The organism is Streptomyces qaidamensis, from assembly GCF_001611795.1.
Taxonomy (GTDB): domain Bacteria; phylum Actinomycetota; class Actinomycetes; order Streptomycetales; family Streptomycetaceae; genus Streptomyces; species Streptomyces qaidamensis.
Map to the genome: position 1 here is coordinate 5,647,901 of NZ_CP015098.1, position 20,939 is coordinate 5,668,839.

17 protein-coding genes and 2 pseudogenes are annotated in these 20,939 nt (G+C 70.8%); 13 read left to right on the top strand and 6 right to left on the bottom strand.

Annotated elements, in window-relative coordinates; all coding sequences use genetic code 11:
* Nucleotides 1-47 precede the first annotated feature (47 nt).
* Nucleotides 48-695 (top strand): leucine efflux protein LeuE, encoded by a 648-nt coding sequence (leuE, locus tag A4E84_RS25205; RefSeq protein WP_062931608.1) that lies wholly within the window; start codon nt 48-50, stop codon nt 693-695.
* Between the two features lie 19 nt (nt 696-714).
* Here the strand turns inward: leuE and A4E84_RS44740 are convergent.
* Nucleotides 715-915: pseudogene (locus tag A4E84_RS44740) on the bottom strand (aromatic-ring hydroxylase C-terminal domain-containing protein); the annotation flags it as partial.
* A gap of 16 nt (nt 916-931) precedes the next feature.
* On the opposite strand from A4E84_RS44740, the pseudogene A4E84_RS25210 reads away from it, so the two are divergent.
* Nucleotides 932-1,213 (top strand): annotated as a pseudogene (locus A4E84_RS25210) (TetR/AcrR family transcriptional regulator C-terminal domain-containing protein); the annotation flags it as partial.
* Between the two features lie 14 nt (nt 1,214-1,227).
* Here the strand turns inward: A4E84_RS25210 and A4E84_RS25215 are convergent.
* The 4 genes from A4E84_RS25215 to A4E84_RS25230 form a co-directional block, all read right to left on the bottom strand.
* Nucleotides 1,228-2,148: a class I SAM-dependent methyltransferase gene (locus A4E84_RS25215; RefSeq protein WP_062928720.1), complete on the bottom strand. Its 921-nt coding sequence runs from the start codon at nt 2,146-2,148 to the stop codon at nt 1,228-1,230.
* A gap of 64 nt (nt 2,149-2,212) precedes the next feature.
* Nucleotides 2,213-3,367: an acyltransferase family protein gene (locus A4E84_RS25220; protein ID WP_062928721.1), complete on the bottom strand. Its 1,155-nt coding sequence runs from the start codon at nt 3,365-3,367 to the stop codon at nt 2,213-2,215.
* Nucleotides 3,368-3,543: 176 nt separating this feature from the next.
* Entirely contained in the window at nt 3,544-4,875 is a 1,332-nt protein-coding gene (locus tag A4E84_RS25225; protein WP_062928722.1) for an alpha-2,8-polysialyltransferase family protein, read from the bottom strand.
* Entirely contained in the window at nt 4,875-5,861 is a 987-nt protein-coding gene (locus tag A4E84_RS25230; protein ID WP_062928723.1) for a glycosyltransferase family 2 protein, read from the bottom strand. Before A4E84_RS25230 ends, A4E84_RS25225 begins: the two co-directional genes overlap by 1 nt.
* Nucleotides 5,862-6,059: 198 nt before the next feature.
* On the opposite strand from A4E84_RS25230, the gene A4E84_RS25235 reads away from it, so the two are divergent.
* From A4E84_RS25235 to A4E84_RS25250, 4 genes are read left to right on the top strand one after another with little or no spacing between them, the layout of a single operon-like run.
* Nucleotides 6,060-7,406, top strand: a complete 1,347-nt coding sequence (locus tag A4E84_RS25235) for a DUF6716 putative glycosyltransferase (RefSeq protein ID WP_079129109.1) — start codon at nt 6,060-6,062, stop codon at nt 7,404-7,406.
* Nucleotides 7,407-7,441: 35 nt separating this feature from the next.
* A complete protein-coding gene (locus A4E84_RS25240) occupies nt 7,442-8,707 on the top strand; it encodes an N-acylneuraminate cytidylyltransferase (protein ID WP_062928725.1) in 1,266 nt (421 codons plus the stop codon).
* 13 nt (nt 8,708-8,720) lie between these two features.
* Nucleotides 8,721-9,659 (top strand): N-acetylneuraminate synthase family protein, encoded by a 939-nt coding sequence (locus A4E84_RS25245; protein ID WP_062928726.1) that lies wholly within the window; start codon nt 8,721-8,723, stop codon nt 9,657-9,659.
* Between the two features lie 46 nt (nt 9,660-9,705).
* Nucleotides 9,706-10,770 carry a ferritin family protein gene (locus A4E84_RS25250; protein ID WP_062928727.1) on the top strand — a complete coding sequence of 355 codons (1,065 nt, stop codon included), beginning with the start codon at nt 9,706-9,708 and terminating at the stop codon, nt 10,768-10,770.
* Nucleotides 10,771-11,152: 382 nt separating this feature from the next.
* On the opposite strand, the gene A4E84_RS25255 is transcribed toward A4E84_RS25250, so the two are convergent.
* On the bottom strand, nt 11,153-11,866 hold the full coding sequence (locus A4E84_RS25255; protein ID WP_418082264.1) for a class I SAM-dependent DNA methyltransferase: 714 nt from the start codon (nt 11,864-11,866) through the stop codon (nt 11,153-11,155).
* Between the two features lie 289 nt (nt 11,867-12,155).
* Between A4E84_RS25255 and A4E84_RS25260 the strand changes: the two genes are divergently transcribed.
* From A4E84_RS25260 to A4E84_RS25290, 7 genes are all read left to right on the top strand, one after another.
* The gene (locus A4E84_RS25260) at nt 12,156-13,388 is read left to right on the top strand and encodes a M20 family metallopeptidase (RefSeq protein WP_062928729.1); all 1,233 of its coding nucleotides are present in this window, start codon (nt 12,156-12,158) and stop codon (nt 13,386-13,388) included.
* Between the two features lie 529 nt (nt 13,389-13,917).
* Nucleotides 13,918-14,961, top strand: coding sequence for a BMP family lipoprotein (locus A4E84_RS25265; RefSeq protein ID WP_062928730.1), 1,044 nt, complete (start codon nt 13,918-13,920; stop codon nt 14,959-14,961).
* A gap of 292 nt (nt 14,962-15,253) precedes the next feature.
* On the top strand, nt 15,254-16,303 hold the full coding sequence (locus A4E84_RS25270; RefSeq protein WP_062928731.1) for a BMP family lipoprotein: 1,050 nt from the start codon (nt 15,254-15,256) through the stop codon (nt 16,301-16,303).
* Between the two features lie 210 nt (nt 16,304-16,513).
* Nucleotides 16,514-18,085: an ABC transporter ATP-binding protein gene (locus A4E84_RS25275; protein WP_062928732.1), complete on the top strand. Its 1,572-nt coding sequence runs from the start codon at nt 16,514-16,516 to the stop codon at nt 18,083-18,085.
* Nucleotides 18,085-19,203: an ABC transporter permease gene (locus A4E84_RS25280; RefSeq protein WP_062928733.1), complete on the top strand. Its 1,119-nt coding sequence runs from the start codon at nt 18,085-18,087 to the stop codon at nt 19,201-19,203. The genes A4E84_RS25275 and A4E84_RS25280 overlap by 1 nt, the downstream gene beginning before the upstream one ends.
* On the top strand, nt 19,200-20,465 hold the full coding sequence (locus A4E84_RS25285) for an ABC transporter permease (RefSeq protein WP_062928734.1): 1,266 nt from the start codon (nt 19,200-19,202) through the stop codon (nt 20,463-20,465). The genes A4E84_RS25280 and A4E84_RS25285 overlap by 4 nt, the downstream gene beginning before the upstream one ends.
* Nucleotides 20,462-20,866: a cytidine deaminase gene (locus A4E84_RS25290; RefSeq protein ID WP_062928735.1), complete on the top strand. Its 405-nt coding sequence runs from the start codon at nt 20,462-20,464 to the stop codon at nt 20,864-20,866. The genes A4E84_RS25285 and A4E84_RS25290 overlap by 4 nt, the downstream gene beginning before the upstream one ends.
* The last annotated feature ends 73 nt before the right edge of the window (nt 20,867-20,939 follow it).

Here is a 20,939-nt window from a genome sequence, read left to right on the forward strand (position 1 = left end):
CCGTGGCCGGGGCGGCGGTGTCAGACCCGCGTGCCACACTCATGCGCATGTTCGGCGTCATTGATCTGCCCACCTATCTGGCGGGCCTCGTCCTGATCGTCCTGCTGCCCGGCCCCAACTCGCTGTACGTGCTGTCCGTGGCCGCCCGCCGTGGCGTGCGCGCCGGGTACCGAGCCGCCGCCGGCGTCTGGTGCGGGGACGCGGTGCTGATGACGCTGTCCGCGGCGGGAGTCGCCTCGCTGCTCCAGGGGAACGCCGTGCTGTTCGCCGTGGTCAAGTACGCGGGGGCCGGATATCTGACCTGGTTGGCCGTCGGCATGCTGCGGGCCGCGTGGGGCATGTGGCGGGCCCGAGGGGAGCGGACCGCCGGTGACGGGGCGCCCGCGCCGGCCGGGGAGCGGCCCTTCCGCCGTGCCTTCGTCGTCAGCCTGTTCAATCCCAAGGCGATCCTCTTCTTCGTCGCCTTCTTCGTGCAGTTCGTGGATCCGGCGTACGCCTACCCCGCCCTGTCCTTCGTCGTCCTCGGCGTCCTCGCGCAGCTCGCCAGCGTGCTCTACCTCAGCGCGCTGATCTTCGGCGGCACCAGGCTGGCCGCCGCCTTCCGCAGCCGCAGGCGCCTGTCGGCGGGGGCGACCTCGGCAGCGGGTGCCCTGTTCCTGGGCTTCGCCGTGAAGCTGACGCTGGCGGGTCCGTAGGACAGGCCGGCTGGCACCGGCCGAAGCGGGCCAGGTAGTCCGGGAGTCCGGCCGCCGTGTCCGCTGCCCAGCCGACATAGCCGTCGGGGCGGACAAGGTACAGGCCGGGCCCGTACGTGCCGGGTGCCGGGCCCCGTACGACCCGGATCCGCCCGCCGGGATCCGGCGCCGGTGCGCCGCCCAGGGCCGGCAGCGTCCAGTGCGTGCCGCGGAACGCGTCGAGAGCCGGACGCCGGCGCCTGCTCACGGCCGCCGGTCTCACCCTCGCCCGGGCGGCCCGCGCGCTCACCACGACGTACCTGTACACACTGGGCTTCGTCACCGAGGAGCAGGGCGTCCAGCCGCTGCCGGGCGAGCGCCGCGCGGGCTACGACATGGACGAACGCGCCCGCCTGATGGCCGACTTTCCCTTGGCGGCCCAGGCGGGCGCGGAGATCTTCGAGGACTACGACCGGCACTTCGAGGAGGGACTCGCCCTCGTGATCGAGGGGATCGGGGCGCGCTACGGGGTCTCATGACGCGGTCCGGCGCGTCAGGACCGTTTCGCGCGGGCCCGGCGCACGGCCCGGGTGATCACGGGCGGCAGCAGGTCCTTGGCGAGCCGACGGGCCCGGGAGGGGGCGGGCCCGGCCGGGTGCGCCGCCCGCGACTCGGCGACCTGCGGCGCGGGGGCCGGCGTGGCCACGGGCTCCACGTAGTGCCGTGAGGGCGGGAAAGGCGGCGGCTTCATGCCCCGCGAGCGGGTCCGGATCAGCCGGTGCCCGGCCGCCTCCTGCAGGCTCAGCCCGACGTCCGAGCGCTGCCGCAACATCTCCAGCAGTTCCTCCTGGAGCGGTTCCGGATCGCCCCAGGTGGCGTACAGCTTCTGCGTGCTGAGACAGATCGGGCGCAGACCCCGGTTGAGGACGGCCTCCCAGGCGGCGACCGCGACACCCGGGGTGTGCTCGGACCGGAAGTCGTCCAGGACCACGACACCCTCGGGCAGCAGGATGTCGTGGGCCGCGCCGATGTCGCCGTACACGTGCTCGTACAGGTGCGAGGCGTCGATGTGGATGAAGCGGCAGGAGTCCGGGGCCACCTTCTCGTCGACCAGGGAGCTGGGGCCGGTGATCACCGTCGGCAGGCTGTCGTGGAAGGAGAGGTAGTTCCGCTCGAACGCCTGCTGGGTGAGGGAGGCGTACGACTTCGAGGACTCCGCCTTGTTGGCCTCGTCCGGGGCGTCGCCCTCGAACAGGTCGCAGACGGTGAACTGTTCGCCGTCCTGGAGGTGGTGGCCGAGGAGGATCGCGCTCTTGCCCATGTAGACGCCGAGTTCCAGCAGGTCGCCCTTTATGCCTGCCTTCTTCTGCCGGTCGAGGAACCAGGTGAACAGCGTCTGGTCCAGCGGCGGGAACCAGCCCGGGACATCGGCGAGTTCACCGGGGTGCTTGTCGGTCGCGGTTGCGTTGGTCATGAGGCGAGCCTTCTCTCTGAGCGTTGCCCCGATCGACGGCCGGTTGAACGTCCCGTGAACAGGGTCAGCGGGTCTTCGTCAGGGCCGCCCGCAGCCGGGGCGTCAGCGGCTTCTCCACATACTTGTTCAGCAACCACGCCAGCAGCAGCATTGACGCCACCGTCAGCGCGAAGGTCACCCCGGACGCCAGCCCCAGAGTGCGGTGCAGGGCGTGGATCACCACCCAGCCGAGGTGCTCGTGGACCAGGTAGAAGGGGTACGTCAGCGCCCCCGCGACCGTCAGCCACCGCCAGTTCACGCGGCCCAGCAGGCCCAGCGCGATCGCGGCGACCGCCACGAAGCCGAACGTCACGACGGCGATGATCCCGAACGAGGAGCGGTAGGAGAAGGCCTCCGGGTCGGGCGCGTGCCACAGCCCCTGAACCGCGTAGTGCTGGCCGATCAGCCAGCTGACGCCGACGACGGCCCACCCGTAGACGTCCCGCCGGTCGCGGTGTACGAGGTAGAGGCCGACACCGCCGATGAAGAAGGGCGCGTACTCGGGCATCAGGACGATGTCGAGCAGCGGCATGTTCGCGTTCTCGGCGATCACCGCAGCCAGCGTCCAGCCCGCGCAGAACATGATCACCCGGCGGCGGTTCGCTCCGGGCAGCACGACGCACAGGGCGAAGAGGGCGTAGAAGCGGACCTCCGCCCACAGGGTCCAGCACACCCCGAGCACCCTGTCCACGCCCAGCGGCATCTGCAGCATGGTCAGGTTGACCAGGGCGTCGCTGGGCGAGACGGCCTTGTAGGCCACCACCGGCAGCGCGAACACCGCGGTGACGATGAGCACCGCCACCCAGTAGGCGGGCAGCAGCCGGGAGGCGCGGGAGGCGAAGAACGACTTCAGGGGACGGCCCCAGCCGCTCATGCAGATCACGAACCCGCTGATCACGAAGAAGACCTGGACGCCGAGGCAGCCGTAGGCGAACAGCGAGTGCAGGGTCGGGAACTGGTCCCTGGGCGAGGTGCCCCAGGCCTCGGCGACCTCACCGCCGCGCCCGCCGTAGTGGTACAGCGCCACCATCAGCGCGGCCACCAGCCGCAGTCCGTCGAGGGCGCGCAGCCGGCCACCGGAATCCCTTCTGCGCCGTGGGACGGTCGTGGCGCCCGGTGGGTCGACCAGCACGGCGACGCCGGGCTGGGGCTTGCGGGGGCTGACGACCGTCTCGGTCACGCTGGAAACCTCTGTGTGGCTCGTATGTCCTTCACCTGAGCCGCCTGTGGGCGGGCGCCTGTCACCCTAGGACGAGAGTTGACGCAATGACGTTCGACGGCGACAGGCTTCGCCCGCCGGTCTCCATGGGTTCATCTGGATGTCGCCCGGCGCGGTCCGGCGAGCGGGAACCGGCGTCAGCGGCGTACCGCCTTGCGCAGGGCCCTGGCCCGCCGGACCACCCGGCGCGCCGTGGAATTGCGCGGCAGGAACGCCAGCCGCTGCGGGATGCCGCCGGGCAGTCCGAGCGCGGTCAGACGGCGCTTCTTGAAGTAGCGCCGGGTGCGCGGCCCGAGATGCCGGGCGAGGAACTGCTCGGCCTGCGGGCGCAGGTCCGGGTAGATCTGCGGCTGCATGGTGAACGCGAGGGCCGTGACGAGGGCGGACAGCCGCTCGGCCGGCAGGAGGTCACCGTCCGTGCCGCTGTCCAGGTCGGGCAGCAACGCGTCCGCCAGGGTGGCCGGGAGCCGGTTGCTGTTCTGATACGGCGTCAGCCGCTCCAGCAGCAGCTCCGTGCCGATGCGCGCGGCCGGCAGGTCGTAGAACGCCGAGGCCGTGAACAGCGCGGTCGAGAAGCAGCCGACGACCAGCGCGGGCCGGGCCCGGTCGAACAGCACCTCGGCGAGCACCGGCGTGTCCAGGACCGTGAGGTCCACGCCGAGCTTCTCGGCCTCGGTCTCCAGGGCACGGCTGTAACGGGCCGGTGCGGTCGGGTGCGGCTTGAAGACGACCGTGCGGTGGCCGCGGGCGACCGCGCCCCGCATCATCCGCACGTGCAGGTCCTCTTCCTCCTCGGGGGAGAGGATGTTCAGCGCGGACAGGTACTGGCCGAGCAGCAGCGCCGAGTCGCCCGGCACGTCCGGCAGTTCGGGCACCGTCTCGGTGACCTCGCCGAGCACCTTCAGGAACGCGGACGTCGGCACCAGGTGCGCCGGCACGCCGAACTCGGTGAGCAGCACCGGCGTGAGCCCCGGCACCAGATCCAGGTGCAGCAGCCGCCGCACACGCGTGCCGACCAGCGGGTCGAGCTTGTTGCGTGTGGGGCCGTAGCTCATCAGTCCGTCGGCGTAGACGTCGATGGGCGCGTCGGTGAACAGCTGGGCCAGCGTCAGGGCGGGTGTCACCTGGATCGACTCCAGCGCCAGGCTCACCCGGTCGTCGCCGAGGCCCCACAACAGCCGCAGGTAGCGCTCGAAGAGGGGGATGTCGTCGGAGCGCGGCGCCCAGGCCCCGGGGTGGAAGGGGCGGATGGCCTCGTTCCAGGACAGCACCTCGTCGAAGTGCTCGCGCAGCGGGGCGAACCCCGGCATCTCGTCGAGGGCCGGAGTGGTCTCCGGGGTCGTGGCGTTGTTGAACACCAGCAGCACCCGGCGGTCCGGCTCCTCGAAGAGGTCCGAGTCGATCGCGGCGGCCAGGGTGGCGACGCCGTACAGCGTCGAGGCGCAGAAGATCTGAGTGGTCCCGGGCATCAGGCGGCCGCTCCCGTCGTGGTGACCCGGCGCCGCAGCCGCCGCAGTTTGGACGAGCGGTCCATGTCCATGGCCTCCAGTGCGTCGGCGAGCGCGTCCTGCGGCATGCGCTTGATGGCCGCCGCGCTCATCGACCGCAGCTGCCTGGCCACGGCCGGTTCGAACCTGTCTTCGTTGGAGAGGTGGTGGGCGATGATCGCGCAGTAGGTGCGTACCGCCTTGGGCAGCAGCAGGTCGGCGTCGCGGTCCGCGGCCGTCTCCTCGATCACCTGGTCGAAGGCGCGGATGAAGTCGAGCTGGCGGACGTCGCCGATCTGCGTCAGGGACGAGGCGACCCCGCGCCGGTAGAACACGCCCAGCAGACTCACCACGGCGAACGACTCCGCCTCGCGGTGCAGCTTCCAGATCCACGGCCGGTCCTCGGCCGTGCGCAGCCCGTCGGTGAAGTGGAGCAGGCCCTTGTCCACCAGGCGGCGGTGGTAGGCGCCGGCCCAGGCGTAGGCGTAGTCCACCGAGGTCGAGCGGTGGGCGGGCAGGATCGCCTCGCGCGGGCTGAACACCTCCCACCGCCGGCCGATGGGCACCCTGCTCACGGAACGGGCCCGGGCGGTGGCCTGCACATGGTCGGTGCGCACGAAGTCGCACCCCAAGTCGTCCATCGCGGACACCAGTTCGGCGAAGTAGCCGGGGGCCAGCCAGTCGTCACCGTCCAGGAACGTCAGGTACTCGCCCTGCGCCGCGTCCAGGCCGGTGTTGCGGGCGGTGGCGAGCCCACCGTTCTGCTCGTGGCGGATGTACCGCACCTGGGCGACATCCGAAAGGTCCTCGGCCGCTCGTTCGAGAATGGCCGGAGTTTCGTCCTTCGAATGGTCGTCGACCAAGATGAACTCGAAATCGCGGTCGGCGTTCAACCGAAGGCTTCTGAGGGTGTCCGGGGCATATTGCTGCACGTTGTAGAACGGCACGATCACGGAAAGCTTAGGCACCCGCAAAACGTTAGGAGCCCGCCCGGCAGCGGAACTTTCCGATGAAGGTACACCGGGTGAACTCCATGTGTCAGAACGGTGCACCCCGTGTACTTCCCGCCTTCCAGCAGGCCAGTTCGGCTCTCGGTGGGCTGTTGTTAACTTTTCGTTGAGTCGCGGTTCCGCCATACCTAGCATTCGCTTCCTAGCGTCACCGACGTGCCAACAAGTACACCGAAGCGCCCGCGAATCGCGGTCCTTGCGGACTCCGACACCCGATGGAAATGGGGTGCGCTGACCGCGGACCGCATCGCCCCGGGACCGTCCATGGAAACCGCACCCCGGGAGGGCGCGCAAGCCCGCCCCCGCCTCGACGGATTCCTGCTGCGCGGCCGGGCGACGCCCACCCCGCGCCAGCTGGAGGAAGTGGGCGTGCGCGCCGACTCACTGCGGGAGGTCACCGCCGTCGAGTTCCTGCGCGCCATGGCCGAGGAGTCCTACGACCTCCTGGTCCTCTCCCTGGTGGGAGGCGGTGTGCAGGCGATGCTGCACGGCCTGAAGCACGCCTGGCAGGACCGCACCGCGCGGCCCGTCGTCGTCACCGGCTACGTCGGCGTCGTCTACGAGAAGCTCGCGGACGGCCTGCTGCTGCGGCACGGAGCGGACCTCGTCCTCGCCAACTCCCGCCAGGACGCGGACCGTTTCCGGGCCGTGTACGAAGGGGTCGGCGCGGACGCCTCGGCGGTGACCGAGGTGGCCCTACCCTTCCTCGGCGGCGCGCCGTACGAAGGTGAGCACGACCCCTGCACGGTCGTCTTCGCCGCCCAGCCCTCCGTCCCGGAGAGCCGCAAGGACCGTACGTACCTGCTGAACCGGCTGGTGCAGCACGCCCGCCGGCACCCCGAGCGCGAGGTGCTGCTGAAGCTGCGCTCCAAGCCTGGCGAACACACCACCCACATCGAGGAGTTGCCGTACCAGAAGCTGGTGCAGCGCCTCGATCCGCCCGCCAACTTCCGCCTGGTGTACGGCAACATGGGCGAGGTCCTGGACCGGACCGACCTGCTGGTGACGGTCAGCTCCACGGCCGCCCTGGAGTCCCTGCACCGCCGGATCCCCACGGTCGTACTGACCGACCTCGGCATCCGCGAGTCCCTCGGCAACCACCACTTCGTGGGCTCCGGCTGCCTCGCCTCCTGGGACCAGCTCGACGCCGGGCACCGGCCCGTGCCCGATGAGGAGTGGGTCTCCCGCCAGGGCGTCGCCGCGGACGGCTCCTACGACTCCGCCTTCGACGCGGCCCGGGGGCGCATCGCCGGGCTGCTCGACCGGCCCGGCGGCCTGCCCCCGCTGGCCCCGTACTACACCCCCGTCACCGCGCCCGGCTATCTGCCCGGGATCCTCGCCCGCCACCACCTCGGCCCGGACGGCGCCCCGCTGCCCGGCGCACCCGCCGCCGACAAGGACCCCGGACCGGTCCGGCAGATCGTGCGCCGGGCGGCGCGCGGCGCCTACCGGCACGGCGTGCAGCGCGTGGCGCCCGTCATCCGGCGGATGGGCGAGCTGTGAGCCGCCCCGACACCCCTGCCCAAGGAGTAGACCCCATGTCCCAACCGGAAGCGGGCCGAGGTGCCTCCGTGCGCCGCGTGCTCGCGGTGATCCCCGCACGCGGCGGCTCCAAGGGCGTCCCCGCCAAGAACCTCCTCCCCGTCGGTGGCGTCCCGCTGGTGGCCCGGGCGGTGCGCGAGTGCCGGGCCGCCCGGCTGGTGACCGACGTCGTCGTCTCCACCGACGACCAGGCCATCGCCGCCGCCGCCCGTGAGGCCGGCGCCGAGGTCGTGCTGCGTCCCACCGCCATCGCCGGCGACACGGCCACCTCCGAGGCCGCCGTCCTGCACGCCATGGACGCCCACGAGGCCCTGCACGGGGCGCCGGTGGACGTGGTCCTGCTCGTGCAGTGCACCAGCCCGTTCATCGTCCGCGAGGACATCGACGGGGTCGCCGGCGCGATCGCCGGGAACGGCGCCGACACCGCCGTCACCGTCGCGCCCTTCCACGGGTTCATCTGGCGGGACGCCGAGGACGAGGCGGCGGCCGGCTCCGTCGCGGAGAGCGACGCCGAGGCCGGCGGCGGCTACGGCGTCAACCACGACAAGTCCTTCCGGCCCCGCCGCCAGGACCGCCCGCAGGACCTGCTGGAGACCGGCGCCGCCTACGCCATGGAGGCGACCGGCTTCCGCAAGCACCAGCACCGCTTCTTCGGCCGCACCGAGCTGGTCCGCACGGACCCCGCGCGCGTGCTGGAGATCGACGACCCGCACGACCTCGCCCGCGCCCGGGCCCTCGCCCCGCTCTTCGACGCGGACCGGCCCGGCGCGCTCCCGACCGCCGACGACATCGACGCGGTCGTCCTCGACTTCGACGGCACCCAGACCGACGACCGGGTGCTCGTCGACTCCGACGGACGGGAGTTCGTCTCCGTGCACCGCGGGGACGGACTCGGCATCGCGGCCCTCCGCAACAGCGGCCTGAAGATGCTGATCCTGTCCACGGAACAGAACCCTGTGGTCGCCGCCCGGGCCCGGAAGCTCAAGCTCCCGGTGCTGCACGGCATCGACCGCAAGGACCTCGCGCTGAAGCAGTGGTGCGAGGAGCAGGGCATCGCGCCGGAGCGCGTGCTCTACGTCGGCAACGACGTCAATGACCTCCCGTGCTTCGCCCTCGTGGGCTGGCCCGTGGCGGTCGCGAGCGCCCACGACGTCGTGCGCGGCGCCGCACGCGCGGTCACCACCGTCCCCGGTGGCGACGGCGCGATCCGAGAGATCGCCAGCTGGATCCTCGGCCCCTCTCTCGATTCCCTCACCAAGTAAGGACATCTCTGCCATGAGCACCAACTCCCGTATCCGCCGTTTCGGTTCGCGCGAGGTCGGCCCGGGCCGTCCGGTCTACGTCTGCGGTGAGATCGGCATCAACCACAACGGCGAGCTCGAGAACGCCTTCAAGCTGATCGACGCCGCCGCCGAGGCCGGCTGCGACGCCGTCAAGTTCCAGAAGCGCACCCCCGAGATCTGCACCCCGCGCGACCAGTGGGACATCGAGCGCGACACTCCCTGGGGCCGGATGACCTACATCGACTACCGCCACCGCGTGGAGTTCGGCGAGGACGAGTACCGCGCCATCGACGACTACTGCAAGTCGAAGAACATCGACTGGTTCGCCTCCCCGTGGGACACCGAGGCCGTCGCCTTCCTGGAGAAGTTCGACGTCCCCGCCCACAAGGTCGCCTCCGCCTCCCTCACGGACGACGAGCTGCTGCAGGCCCTGCGCTCCACCGGCCGCGCCGTGATCCTCTCCACCGGCATGTCGACGCCGAAGCAGATCCGCCACGCGGTCGAGGTCCTCGGCTCCGACAACATCCTGATGTGCCACGCCACGTCGACCTACCCGGCGAAGGCCGAGGAGCTCAACCTGCGCGTCATCAACACCCTCCAGCAGGAGTTCCCGAACGTCCCGATCGGCTACTCCGGCCACGAGACCGGCCTGCAGACCACCCTCGCCGCGGTCGCCCTGGGCGCCACCTTCGTCGAGCGCCACATCACCCTCGACCGCGCCATGTGGGGCTCGGACCAGGCCGCGTCCGTGGAGCCGCAGGGCCTGACCCGCCTCGTCCGCGACATCCGCACCATCGAGGCCTCCCTGGGCGACGGCGTCAAGAAGGTCTACGAGTCCGAGCTGGGCCCGATGAAGAAGCTGCGCCGCGTCACCGGCGTGGTCGCCGAGGCGGAGATCGCCGACGCCGCGGGCGAGCCGGTAGGCGTCTGATCCCACACCCCCACAACCCCCCTCACCACGGGACGGTCGTACGTCGATGAGACCCCGCGCCGGGAACGCCGGCCCCCACACCCTCGCTTTCGTCGAGAGTCCGGTACAGCTGCTGAACGTGCTGGAGTGGGCGCACGCGCACGCGCCCGGCGTGGGGCTCACCCTCGTGGTGCTGTCGCCCCTCGACCCGATGACACGCGGCCAGCTGCGGCGGATGTCCGACCTGGCCCGCGACGAGGGGCACCAGGTCCGCTGGGAGGAAGCGCGCGGCGGTCCCCTGGCGCCCTTCCGGACCATCGGCGGCCTGACCGGCCTGCTCCGCAGGGCACGCCGGGTCGTACTGGGGGACCCCTTCTCCCGCTATGTCCAGCTGCTGCTGACGATCACCCACGTCCGTGACCTGGTCGTCGTCGACGACGGCACGGCGACCATGGAGTTCGTCGGGCAGCTGGCCCGGGGCGAGCGGCTGGTGCGCTGGCACCGCAAGGGCGGCCGCCCCGGCCCCCGTGACGTGATCTTCGCGCCGGTGTCGGCCTCGGCCCGCCGCCGCCTGACCCCCTCCGACAGCCGCCGGATCCAGATCTTCTCCTCCATGCCGATGGAGGAGACCCCGGCGGGCGTCACAGTCGGCGCCAACACCTTCGCCTGGACCCGGGCCCGCTTCGGCCCGCCCCGCATCACCAAGGGCGCCGACATGGTGGGCACGTCCCTGGTGGAGACCGGCGTGGTGGACGACGGCCGCTACCTGGAGGCCGTCCGCACCCTGGCGAAAACCCACGGCGCCACGCGCTACTTCGCCCACCGCCGCGAGAGCACCGACAAACTCCACCGCCTCGCCGTCGAGACGGGCCTGGAGATCGTCCGCCCCGAGCTGCCCCTGGAACTGATCGCCCGCCGCGGCCCCATCGGCCGCACGATCCTCAGCTTCCCCTCCACGGTCGTCCACACCCTGCCCCTCGCCCTGTCCGGCACGGAGGTCCGCGTGGCGGTCTGCGACATCGACCCGGCCTGGCTGACCGAGAACGCCTCCCCGCGTGCCCAGGGCTTCCTGTCCGGAGTCACGGGCACGGCCCGGGACGTCCACCGCCTGTCAGCGGTGCGGGCGGTCTGAGCGCCCGGGGCGACCCCGTCGGCCGGGGGCGCCATGCGCTGGCTCGGTGGCAGCGGCCGGACACGAGGAACACCACGCTCCGAGCCGAGCCGGGACCCTCCGCAGACAGGCCGAACGCGCCGTCCTCCCGGGCCGGACCTAGGACGGCGTACGGGCCCTGGCCCGAGCCGCCGAGCCGGCCCCGCGCAGCCGGTTTCAACGAGGCCCGCGCCACCTGCCTGCGCACCGGAAACGCCGCCGACGCCGCCCGCATCCGCGGCGCGGGCACTACCTGCGCGGCCGACCACGGGAACTTGACCACCGAGGAGGGAAACACCCTGCGGCCGGCGCTCGCTGCGCGTTTCTACCGGCGCGCCGGGCGCGGGGGCTTCGGCAGTTCTGCCTAGCCGCGACCGCTTGGCCGAAAAGCAGCACCGGACCTGTCGGGCATCGGTCTGCGGGCCAGGAGGAACGCGCGCGGCATCTTCTCCTCACCCTGGGGCGCACGCAGCACCCGGGCGTACATCTCCAGGCCCGCCTCTTCGAGGTGCGCGGCGACCGTGTCCGGAGTGCGCCAGTAGTAGTCGAGCGAGATCTCCTGGCCGTAGCGCTCGGTCAGGCGCTGGTGTCCGTCCTCGTCACCGGACTGGAAGCCGAGCAGCACGGGCGCGCCCGGCTGCAGGACGCGGCGGAACCCGGCGAAGACGGACGGCAGGTGATCGTCCGGCACATGGATGATCGAGTAGAGCGCGACGATGCCGCCCAGCGTCTCCTCCGGCAGGTCCAGCGCCGTCATCGAGCCGACGTGGAAGCGCAGCTCCGGGTGCGCCCGGCGGGCCAGGGCCACCATGCGGGGCGACGTGTCGACCCCGAACACCGGCAGACCGGCCTCGTGCAGGCGAGCCGTCACGTACCCCGGGCCGCTGCCGACGTCCGCGACCGGTGGCCGCCCGGCCGTCCCGGCCGCCCGGACCAGCTCCACGAAGGTCGTCAGCAGCGCCCGCTCCAGTGGTCTTCCGGCCAGACTGTCGGGGTGCTCGGCGGTGTAGGCCTCGGCGATGGCGTCGTACGAGGACTGCGTGGACTGTAAGAAATCGGGGGCGCGCACGGGGCGCAGACTAGCGGGGTGCCCGTCCGGCAGATGAACGAGCCCGTGTTCGCCGCGCAGGGCGTGGTATCCGTGGAGAGGATGGATGGATACCGGAGTCGTGACACTGATGTGGCCGAAGTCACACTCCGGGGGATGGAGGGCCCGTCCCGGCCCAAAAGGCAGGCGAGTGTACCCATCTCACTTGATAGCTATGCGTCCGGCGGTCATATTTTCTTCCCCTATCGGGTTGAAGTTTTGTTGATCCAGGGTCAGAAGACCGCCCCGGCGCCCTACCCTTCAAAGGGTGAAGCAACTGATGTCACTGGAGTCCGAGGTCGATCTTCCCGGCGGAGCCGTACTTCCCGGTGCACTGCCCGACGCTCTGCGGGCCGAGCTCATCGCGTTCCGACGCGACATGCACATGCACCCGGAGCTCGGCAACCAGGAGTTCCGCACGACCGCCGCGATCAAGGAGCGGCTCGAGCGGGCCGGCCTCAAGCCACGCGTCCTCGCCGTGGGGACCGGGCTCGTCTGTGACATCGGTGTGGCGGGCGAGCAGTGGGACGGAGGCCCCAGCATGCTCGCCCTGCGGGCCGACATCGACGGCCTGCCCATTCCGGACACCAAGACGGAGTGCCCGTACCGCTCGACCGTGCCCGACCGCGCGCACGCCTGCGGCCACGACGTGCACACCACCGTCGTCCTGGGTGCCGGCCTGGTCCTCGCCGAGCTGCACCGGCAGGGCGCGCTGCCCCGCCCCGTCCGGCTGATCTTCCAGCCCGCCGAGGAGGTGCTGCCCGGCGGCGCCGCCGACGTCATCAAGTGCGGAGCGCTGGAAGGCGTCGGCGCGATCATCGCCGTGCACTGCGACCCTCGCGTGGACGCCGGAAAGATCGGGCTCCGCGAGGGCCCCATCACCTCCGCCTGCGACCGGCTGGAGATCGGCCTCGACGGCCCGGGCGGCCACACCGCCCGCCCCCACCTCACGACCGACCTGGTCACCGCCGCGGCCCGCGTCGTCACCGACGTGCCCGCGCTGGTCGGCCGGCGCTTCGACAGCCGCAGCGGCCTCGCCATCACCTGGGGCCGCGTCGAGTCGGGCCACGCACCGAACGTGATCCCGCAGCACGCCGAGCTCTCCGGCACGGTGCGCTGCCTCGACATCGAGGCCTGGCGGCAGGCCCCCGACGTCGTGGTCGCTGCCATCGACGAGGTCGCCAACCTCCACCGCGCCAAGTCGGAGATCAACTACGTGCGCGGCGTTCCGCCGGTCGTCAACGAGCCCGGCGTCACCGAACTGCTGCGCGACGCCATGATCGCCCGTCGCGGCGTCGAGTCCGTCGAGGGCACCGAGCAGAGCCTCGGCGGCGAGGACTTCTCCTGGTACCTGGAGCACGTCCCCGGCGCCATGGCCCGCCTGGGCGTCCGCACCCCCGGCGAACGCCACGTGCGCGACCTCCACCAGGGCGACTTCGACGTCGACGAGTCGGCCATCACGGTAGGCGTAGAACTCTTCACAGCCGCAGCCCTGGTCAACGGCCTCCGCTAGGCACCCCGACCTTCTCGGGGCTGCGGACAACAATCCGACCTTCTCGGGGGGCGGGCAACCGACCCCTTGGGGGCGCGGGGAACTGCGCGACCAGCCGCAGCACCCCCGCACACGACCCACGGCCTCAAGCCCCCAAAGCCCCACCCGGCCGACGGCACCACTCGGGGCCACGGGGCAACCCGACCCCTTGGGGGCGCGGGGAACTGCGCGACCAGCCACAACGCCCCCGCACACAACAACGGCCCCCCGCACCCCACCCCCGGCCCCACCCGGCAGCCCCCGCAACGCCCCCCGGTTGCGAGCGGCGCAGCCTCACGGCAGCCTGGTGCCCGTGGCGAGGTAGGCACGCGCCGTGTCCCCGAGTACACCTTTCGACCCCGTTCGATCCCGTGGTTCACAAGGGCGTAACCGGCCATCGGCACGAATGGATAACGGCCCCGCGGCGAACCGTTCCCAGGAGTGTCTACGCGCGTTAATGTGCGCCGAACCGAGCACCCACTGCGGGGCTTTGGAGAATGGGGAACTTCAGATGCGTCGGATTTCCAAACTGACCCGCGTCGCGGTGGGGGTCGCGTCGCTCGGGCTCGTCGCCACGGCCTGCGGCGGCACCAGCAGCGACAGCGGCGACAGCGACACCAGCGAGCGCGGCGTCGCGATCGCGTACGACGTCGGCGGCAAGGGCGACCAGTCCTTCAACGACGCCGCCTATGCCGGCCTGACGAAGGCCAAGGACGAGTTCGGCTACAAGACGGCCGACATCGAGCCCACCGAGGGCGAGACGGACGCCGACAAGGAGCAGCGCTTGGCCTCCCTGGCCAAGCAGGGCTACAACCCGGTCATCGGCGTCGGGTTCGCCTACGGCCCTGCGATGAAGGCCGTGGCCGCCAAGTACCCGGACACCACCTTCGGAATCGTGGACTCCGTGGTCGAGGGCAAGAACGTCGCCTCCCTCGTCTTCGCCGAGGAGCAGGCCTCGTACCTCGCCGGTGTGGCCGCCGCCAAGGCCACCAAGACCGACGTCGTCGGCTTCGTCGGCGGCGTGGACATCCCGCTGATCCACAAGTTCGAGGCCGGCTACAAGCAGGGCGTCGAGGACACCAAGCCCGGGGTGCAGGTGCTGTCGCAGTACCTCACCCAGACGGCCGAGGAGGGCGGTTTCTCCAGCCCCGACAAGGGCAAGGCCGCCGCCGAGGGCCAGATCGAGAAGAAGGCCGACGTGCTCTACGCGGCCGCCGGCCTGTCCGGTCAGGGCGTGATCGAGGCCGCCGCCAAGGCGAAGGTCTGGGCGATCGGCGTCGACTCCGACCAGTACAAGCAGGCCGCTCTGGCCCCGTACAAGAACTACATCCTCACGTCCGCGCTCAAGGACGTCGGCGGAGCGGTCTACGCGCTGTCCAAGTCGGTCCAGGACGACAAGCCGCTGACCGGCACGCAGACCTTCGACCTGAAGGTCAACGGCGTCGGGCTCTCCGAGTCGAACCCCGAGTACGCCAAGGTCGCGGGCCTCAAGGAGGCCGTGGACAAGGCCAAGCAGGGCATCAACGACGGCACCATCAAGGTGAAGACCGAGTAGTACCGCCCTCGCAGGGCAACGGAGCGGGCGGACACCCCAGGGTGTCCGCCCGTTTCATGTTTCCTGCCTCTCACGCACAGATCACGGAAGCGGATCACCCAGCGCCACCCCCCGTTTGCGGTCGGCAACGCCCCGGCCAAGGCCCGGTGATGGCTTGGCCACGGGCGCATAACAAGGTGGACAGAAGGGGTTTTCAGGCAGGTCTACGCGCGTTAATCTGCGGCGAAGCCAGCGCTGAAGCTGAACCGTCCCGGCGCTGTGCGACCTCGTTGTACGACAGGAGCACCCACACATGCGCCGGATTTCCCGGATCACGGTCGCAGGCGCAGCGACCGCCTCCCTGGCCCTCGCGCTCTCCGCCTGCGGCGGCACCTCGACCTCCGCCGGGTCGTCGGACTCGAAGGGCGACAAGGGCCTCGCCATCGCCTACGACGTCGGCGGCAAGGGCGACCAGTCCTTCAACGACGCCGCGTACGCGGGCCTGGAACAGGCGAAGAAGGAGTTCGGGTACCAGACGGCCGACGTGGAGCCCACCGAGGGCGAGACGGACGCCGACAAGGAGCAGCGCCTGGCCTCCCTGGCCAAGCAGGGCTACAACCCGGTCATCGGTGTCGGCTACGCGTACGCCTCGGCCGTGAAGGGTGCCGCCGAGAAGTTCCCGGACACCACCTTCGGCATCGTCGACGACGCCACGATCAACACCAAGAACGTGGCCGACCTGGTCTTCAACGAGGAGCAGGCCTCCTACCTCGCCGGTGTCGCCGCCGCCAAGACCAGCAAGACCAAGGTCGTCGGCTTCGTCGGCGGTGTGGACATCCCGCTGATCCACAAGTTCCAGGCGGGCTTCGCGCAGGGCGTGAAGGACACCGACCCGAAGGTCAAGGTGCTCTCCCAGTACCTCACCCAGACGGCCGAGGAGGGCGGTTTCGCCAGCCCCGACAAGGGCAAGACGGCCGCCGAGGGCCAGATCGAGAAGAAGGCCGACGTCGTCTACGCGGCCGCCGGCCTGTCCGGTCAGGGTGTCATCGAGGCCGCCGCCGCCAACAAGGTGTGGGCCATCGGTGTCGACTCCGACCAGTACGAGCAGGAAGCCCTCGCCAAGTACAAGGACTCCATCCTGACGTCGGCGATGAAGGACGTCGCCAAGGCGGTGTACAACCTGGCGAAGTCGGTCGAGGACGGCAAGCCCGAGACCGGTATCGTTCGTGGCGATCTGAAGACCGGCGAAGTGAGCCTGTCGAACTCCAACCCGAAGTTCGCGGACAATGCCGAGCTTCAGGCAGCCATCAAGACGGCCAAGGAGAAGATCATCAGCGGCGAGATCAAGGTCAAGAGCAGCTGACGAGCGACTGCCTCGAAGCAGGCGGTAACCCCCGGGGTTACGTCCGCTCGACGGGGTACGGGAAGCTGCTCCCCGTACCCCGTTGCCGCGGGGCGTCGGCCCCTTTGTATGCCGTAGGGGCGCTACGCGCGTAGACGGCCCCCGTCCCCAGGAGAGTGCGCCATCAACGCGTCCAGCAGCCCTCCGGCCGGAGCGGCGGTCAACGAATCGGTGACCGCCGTCGAACTCGCCGGGATCACCAAGCGTTTCCCCGGTGTCGTGGCCAACCACGACATCCACCTCACCGTTCGCAAGGGCACCGTGCACGCCCTCGTCGGTGAGAACGGCGCCGGCAAGTCGACGCTGATGAAGATCCTCTACGGCATGCAGAAGCCGGACGAGGGCACCATCGCCGTGAGCGGCGAGCAGGTCAGCTTCTCGTCGCCGGCCGACGCCATCGTCCGCGGCATCGGCATGGTCCACCAGCACTTCATGCTCGCCGACAACCTCACGGTCCTGGAGAACGTGGTCCTCGGCAGCGAGAACCTCTACGGCATCGGCGCCAAGGCCCGCCGCAAGATCAAGGAGCTCTCCGAGCGCTACGGCCTCGGCGTCGAGCCCGACCTCCTCGTCGAGGAGCTCGGCGTCGCCGCCCGCCAGCGCGTGGAGATCCTCAAGGTCCTCTACCGCGGCGCCACCACCCTCATCCTCGACGAGCCGACCGCCGTGCTCGTGCCGCAGGAGGTCGACGCCCTCTTCGCCAACCTGCGCGAACTGCGCTCCGAGGGACTGTCGGTCATCTTCATCTCCCACAAGCTCGGCGAGGTGCTCTCCGTCGCCGACGAGATCACCGTCATCCGCCGCGGCACCACCGTCGGCACGGCCGTCCCCGCCGAGACGACGCCCCGTCAGCTCGCCGAGATGATGGTCGGCAGCGAACTGCCCACGCCCGAGACGGCCGAGTCCACGGTCACCGACCGCCCGGTCATCAGCGTCGACAAGCTGCGCCTGGCGGCCCCCGGCGGCAAGGCCCTCCTCGACGACATCAGCTTCACCATCCACGCGGGCGAGGTCCTCGGCATCGCCGGCGTCGAGGGCAACGGCCAGACCGAACTGGTCGACGCCCTGATCGGCCTCAAACACGCCGACTCCGGCACCATCCGGCTCGCCGACGAGGAGATCACGGCCTGGCCCACCCGCCGCCGCCGCGAGCAGGGCATCGGCTACATCCCCGAGGACCGGCACCGCCACGGCCTCCTCCTGGAGGCGCCGCTCTGGGAGAACCGCATCCTCGGCCACGTCACCGAGAAGCCCCTCGCCAAGGGCGTCTGGCTGGACCCGAAGGCGGCCCAGGAGGACACCCGCCGGATCGTCACGGAGTACGACGTCCGCACCCCCGGCATCGACGTCACCGCCGCCTCCCTGTCCGGCGGCAACCAGCAGAAGCTGATCGTCGGCCGCGAGATGAGCCACAAGCCGCGCTTCCTCATCGCCGCACACCCCACCCGGGGCGTGGACGTCGGCGCCCAGGCCGCCATCTGGGACCACATCCGCGAAGCGCGCCGCGAGGGCCTGGCCGTGCTGCTGATCTCCGCCGACCTGGACGAGCTGATCGGCCTGTCCGACACGTTGCGCGTGATCTACAACGGCAAGCTGGTCGCGGACGCCGACCCGGCCACCATCACCCCCGAGGAGCTCGGCTCGGCCATGACCGGTGCCGCCACCGGGCACCTCGAGCACGACGACACCCCCGAGATCTCGAAGGCCGACGCCCCCGAGTCTCCGGAAGACGAGGCCCGCTGATGAAGAAGTTCGACAAGGAGCGCGTGCTCCTCGCGGTGGCCGGACCGGTCATCGCGCTGGCCGTGGCCTTCGTCCTGAGCGCGATCGTGCTGCTCGCGTCGGGCAAGAGCCCCTTCGAACCGTTCGCCCTGATGTTCGAGCAGCTCGGCTTCTCCGACATCCAGGTCCTGATCATCAACCAGGCCTCGATGTACTACATCGCGGCCCTCGCGGTGGCCATCGGCTTCCGGATGAACCTGTTCAACATCGGCGTCGACGGCCAGTACCAGCTCGGCGCCATGATGGCCGCCATCGTCGGCGCGCATGTGAACACGCCCGCCGCGCTCCAGGTCCCGCTGCTGCTCCTGACGGCCGTCCTCACCGGCGCCTTCTGGTCCGGCATCGCCGGTGTCCTCAAGGTCACCCGTGGCGTCAGCGAGGTCGTCGCCACGATCATGCTCAACGCGATCGCCACGTCCGTGATCGCCTACCTGTGGCTGCCCGACGTCTTCGGTGTGAAGGTCGGCAACAACAACACCACCGGCGAGATGTACGAGTCCGGCTGGATCCCCGGCATCCCCATGGGCGCGGCCGGCGAGATCTACGGCCTGGTGCTCCTCGCCGTGCTGCTCGGCATCGGCTACTGGGTCGTCCTCAACCGCACCCGCTTCGGCTTCGACCTGCGCGCCTCCGGCGCCTCGCAGACCGCCGCCGCGGCCAGCGGAGTCGACCCCAAGCGCATGGTGCTCAGCGCCATGCTGATCTCCGGCGGCATCGCGGGCCTCGCCGGTCTGCCGATCCTGCTCGGCGACACCCACACCTACAGCCTGAACTTCCCCACCGGCATCGGCTTCCTCGGCATCGGCATCGCCCTGCTGGGCCGCAACAGCCCCGTCGGCATCGCCTTCGCCGCCCTGCTGTGGGCCTGGCTCGACAAGGCCTCGCCCGAGCTGGACTTCCACGGCTACGACAAGGAGATCGCGGTCATCATGCAGGGCCTGATCGTCCTCTCGGTCGTGGTCTCCTACGAGGCCGTCCGCGAATGGGGTCTGCGCCGCCAGCAGCGCCGCGTCGGTGCCGAACTCGCCGCCGGTCACGTCCTCGGCGCCCAGAACACGAAGGAGGTGGCTGGCCGATGACCACCGCGACCGACGTCAACCAGCCCTCGCTGCAGCCCGCGGCGCCGACCGGCCGCCGCCTGTCGTGGCCCGTCCTGCTGCTCATCATCGCCGGAGGCCTGGCGCTCACCTCGATCGTCCGCATCATCACGGGCGCCGACGGCATCACCAACGTCAGCCAGATGTCCACCGCGCTCCAGCTCGCCGTGCCGATCGGCCTCGCCGGTCTCGGCGGTCTGTGGGCCGAGCGCGCGGGCGTGGTCAACATCGGCCTCGAGGGCATGATGATCCTCGGCACCTGGTTCGGTGCCTGGGCCGGCTTCCAGTGGGGCCCGTGGACCGGTGTCCTGGTCGGCATCCTGGGCGGCGCGATCGGCGGTCTGCTGCACGCCTTCGTGACCGTCACCTTCAACGTCAACCACATCGTCTCCGGTGTGGCCATCAACATCCTCGCCCTCGGCGCCACCCGCTACCTCGCGCCCCTCGCCTTCGAGGGCCACACCGGTGGCTCCGCCAAGCAGTCCCCGGCGGTGGAATCCCTCGGGAACTTCACGGTGCCCGGACTGTCCGACGCCCTGCGGGACCTCAACGCCCACGGCTGGTTCCTGATCTCGGACATCGCCGGCCTGCTCGGCGGCCTGGTCACCAACGTGTCCTGGCTGACGCTGATCGCCGTCGCGCTGATCCCCGCCACCTGGTGGATCCTGTGGCGGACCGCGGTCGGCCTGCGCCTGCGCTCCTGCGGCGAGAACCCGGTGGCCGCCGAGTCCCTCGGCGTCAACGTCTACAAGTACAAGTACATCGCCGTCGTCATCTCCGGCGGTCTGGCCGGCCTCGGCGGTGTCTTCCTGTCCATCGTGGCCAACCCCTTCTACCTGGAGGGCCAGGTCAGCGGACGCGGCTTCATCGGCCTCGCGGCGATGATCTTCGGCAACTGGATGCCGGGCGGCCTCGCCCTCGGCGCGGGCCTGTTCGGCTACACCGACAGCCTCAACCTGCGCGGCGGCTCCGCCAACGTCCACGCCCTGCTGCTGCTCGGCGCGCTGCTGCTGATCATCGGCGCCATCTGGCTGGTCGTCCGCAAGAAGTACGTCCCGGCCGTGTGCACGCTGGTCGCCGGCGCCCTGGTGTTCGCCTGGTACGCGACCACCGACGAGGTCCCGAACCAGGTCGTCTCCGCCACGCCGTACGTCATCACCCTGGTCGTCCTCGCCCTGTCCGCCCAGCGGCTGCGGATGCCGAGGGCGAACGGCATGCCGTACCGGAAGGGGCAGGGCAAGTGACCGACGCCGGTCCCGCGGTCGACTGGGAGAAGCTGCGTGCGGTGGCCCGGGACGCCATGTCCCGGGCGTACGCCCCCTACTCCGGCTACCCGGTCGGCGTGGCGGCCCGGGTCGACGACGGGCGGATCATCTCCGGCTGCAACGTCGAGAACGCCTCGTACGGACTCGGCCTGTGCGCCGAGTGCGGTCTGGTGTCGGAGCTGCACAACACCGGCGGCGGCCGTCTGACGCACTTCACCTGCGTCGACCGCAACGGCGACAGACTCGTTCCGTGCGGCCGCTGCCGCCAGCTGCTCCACGAGTTCGGCGGCCCGGACATGCTGCTGGAGACCCCGGCGGGGATCCTGCCGCTCTCGGAGATGCTGCCCCAGGCCTTCGGCCCGGACCACCTCAGCAAGTAACCACCGTGCGGCCCCTCCGAGTTGCTCACGTGACCGGCTCGGAGGGGCCGTGCGGCTTCTGGAACCCTCGGAA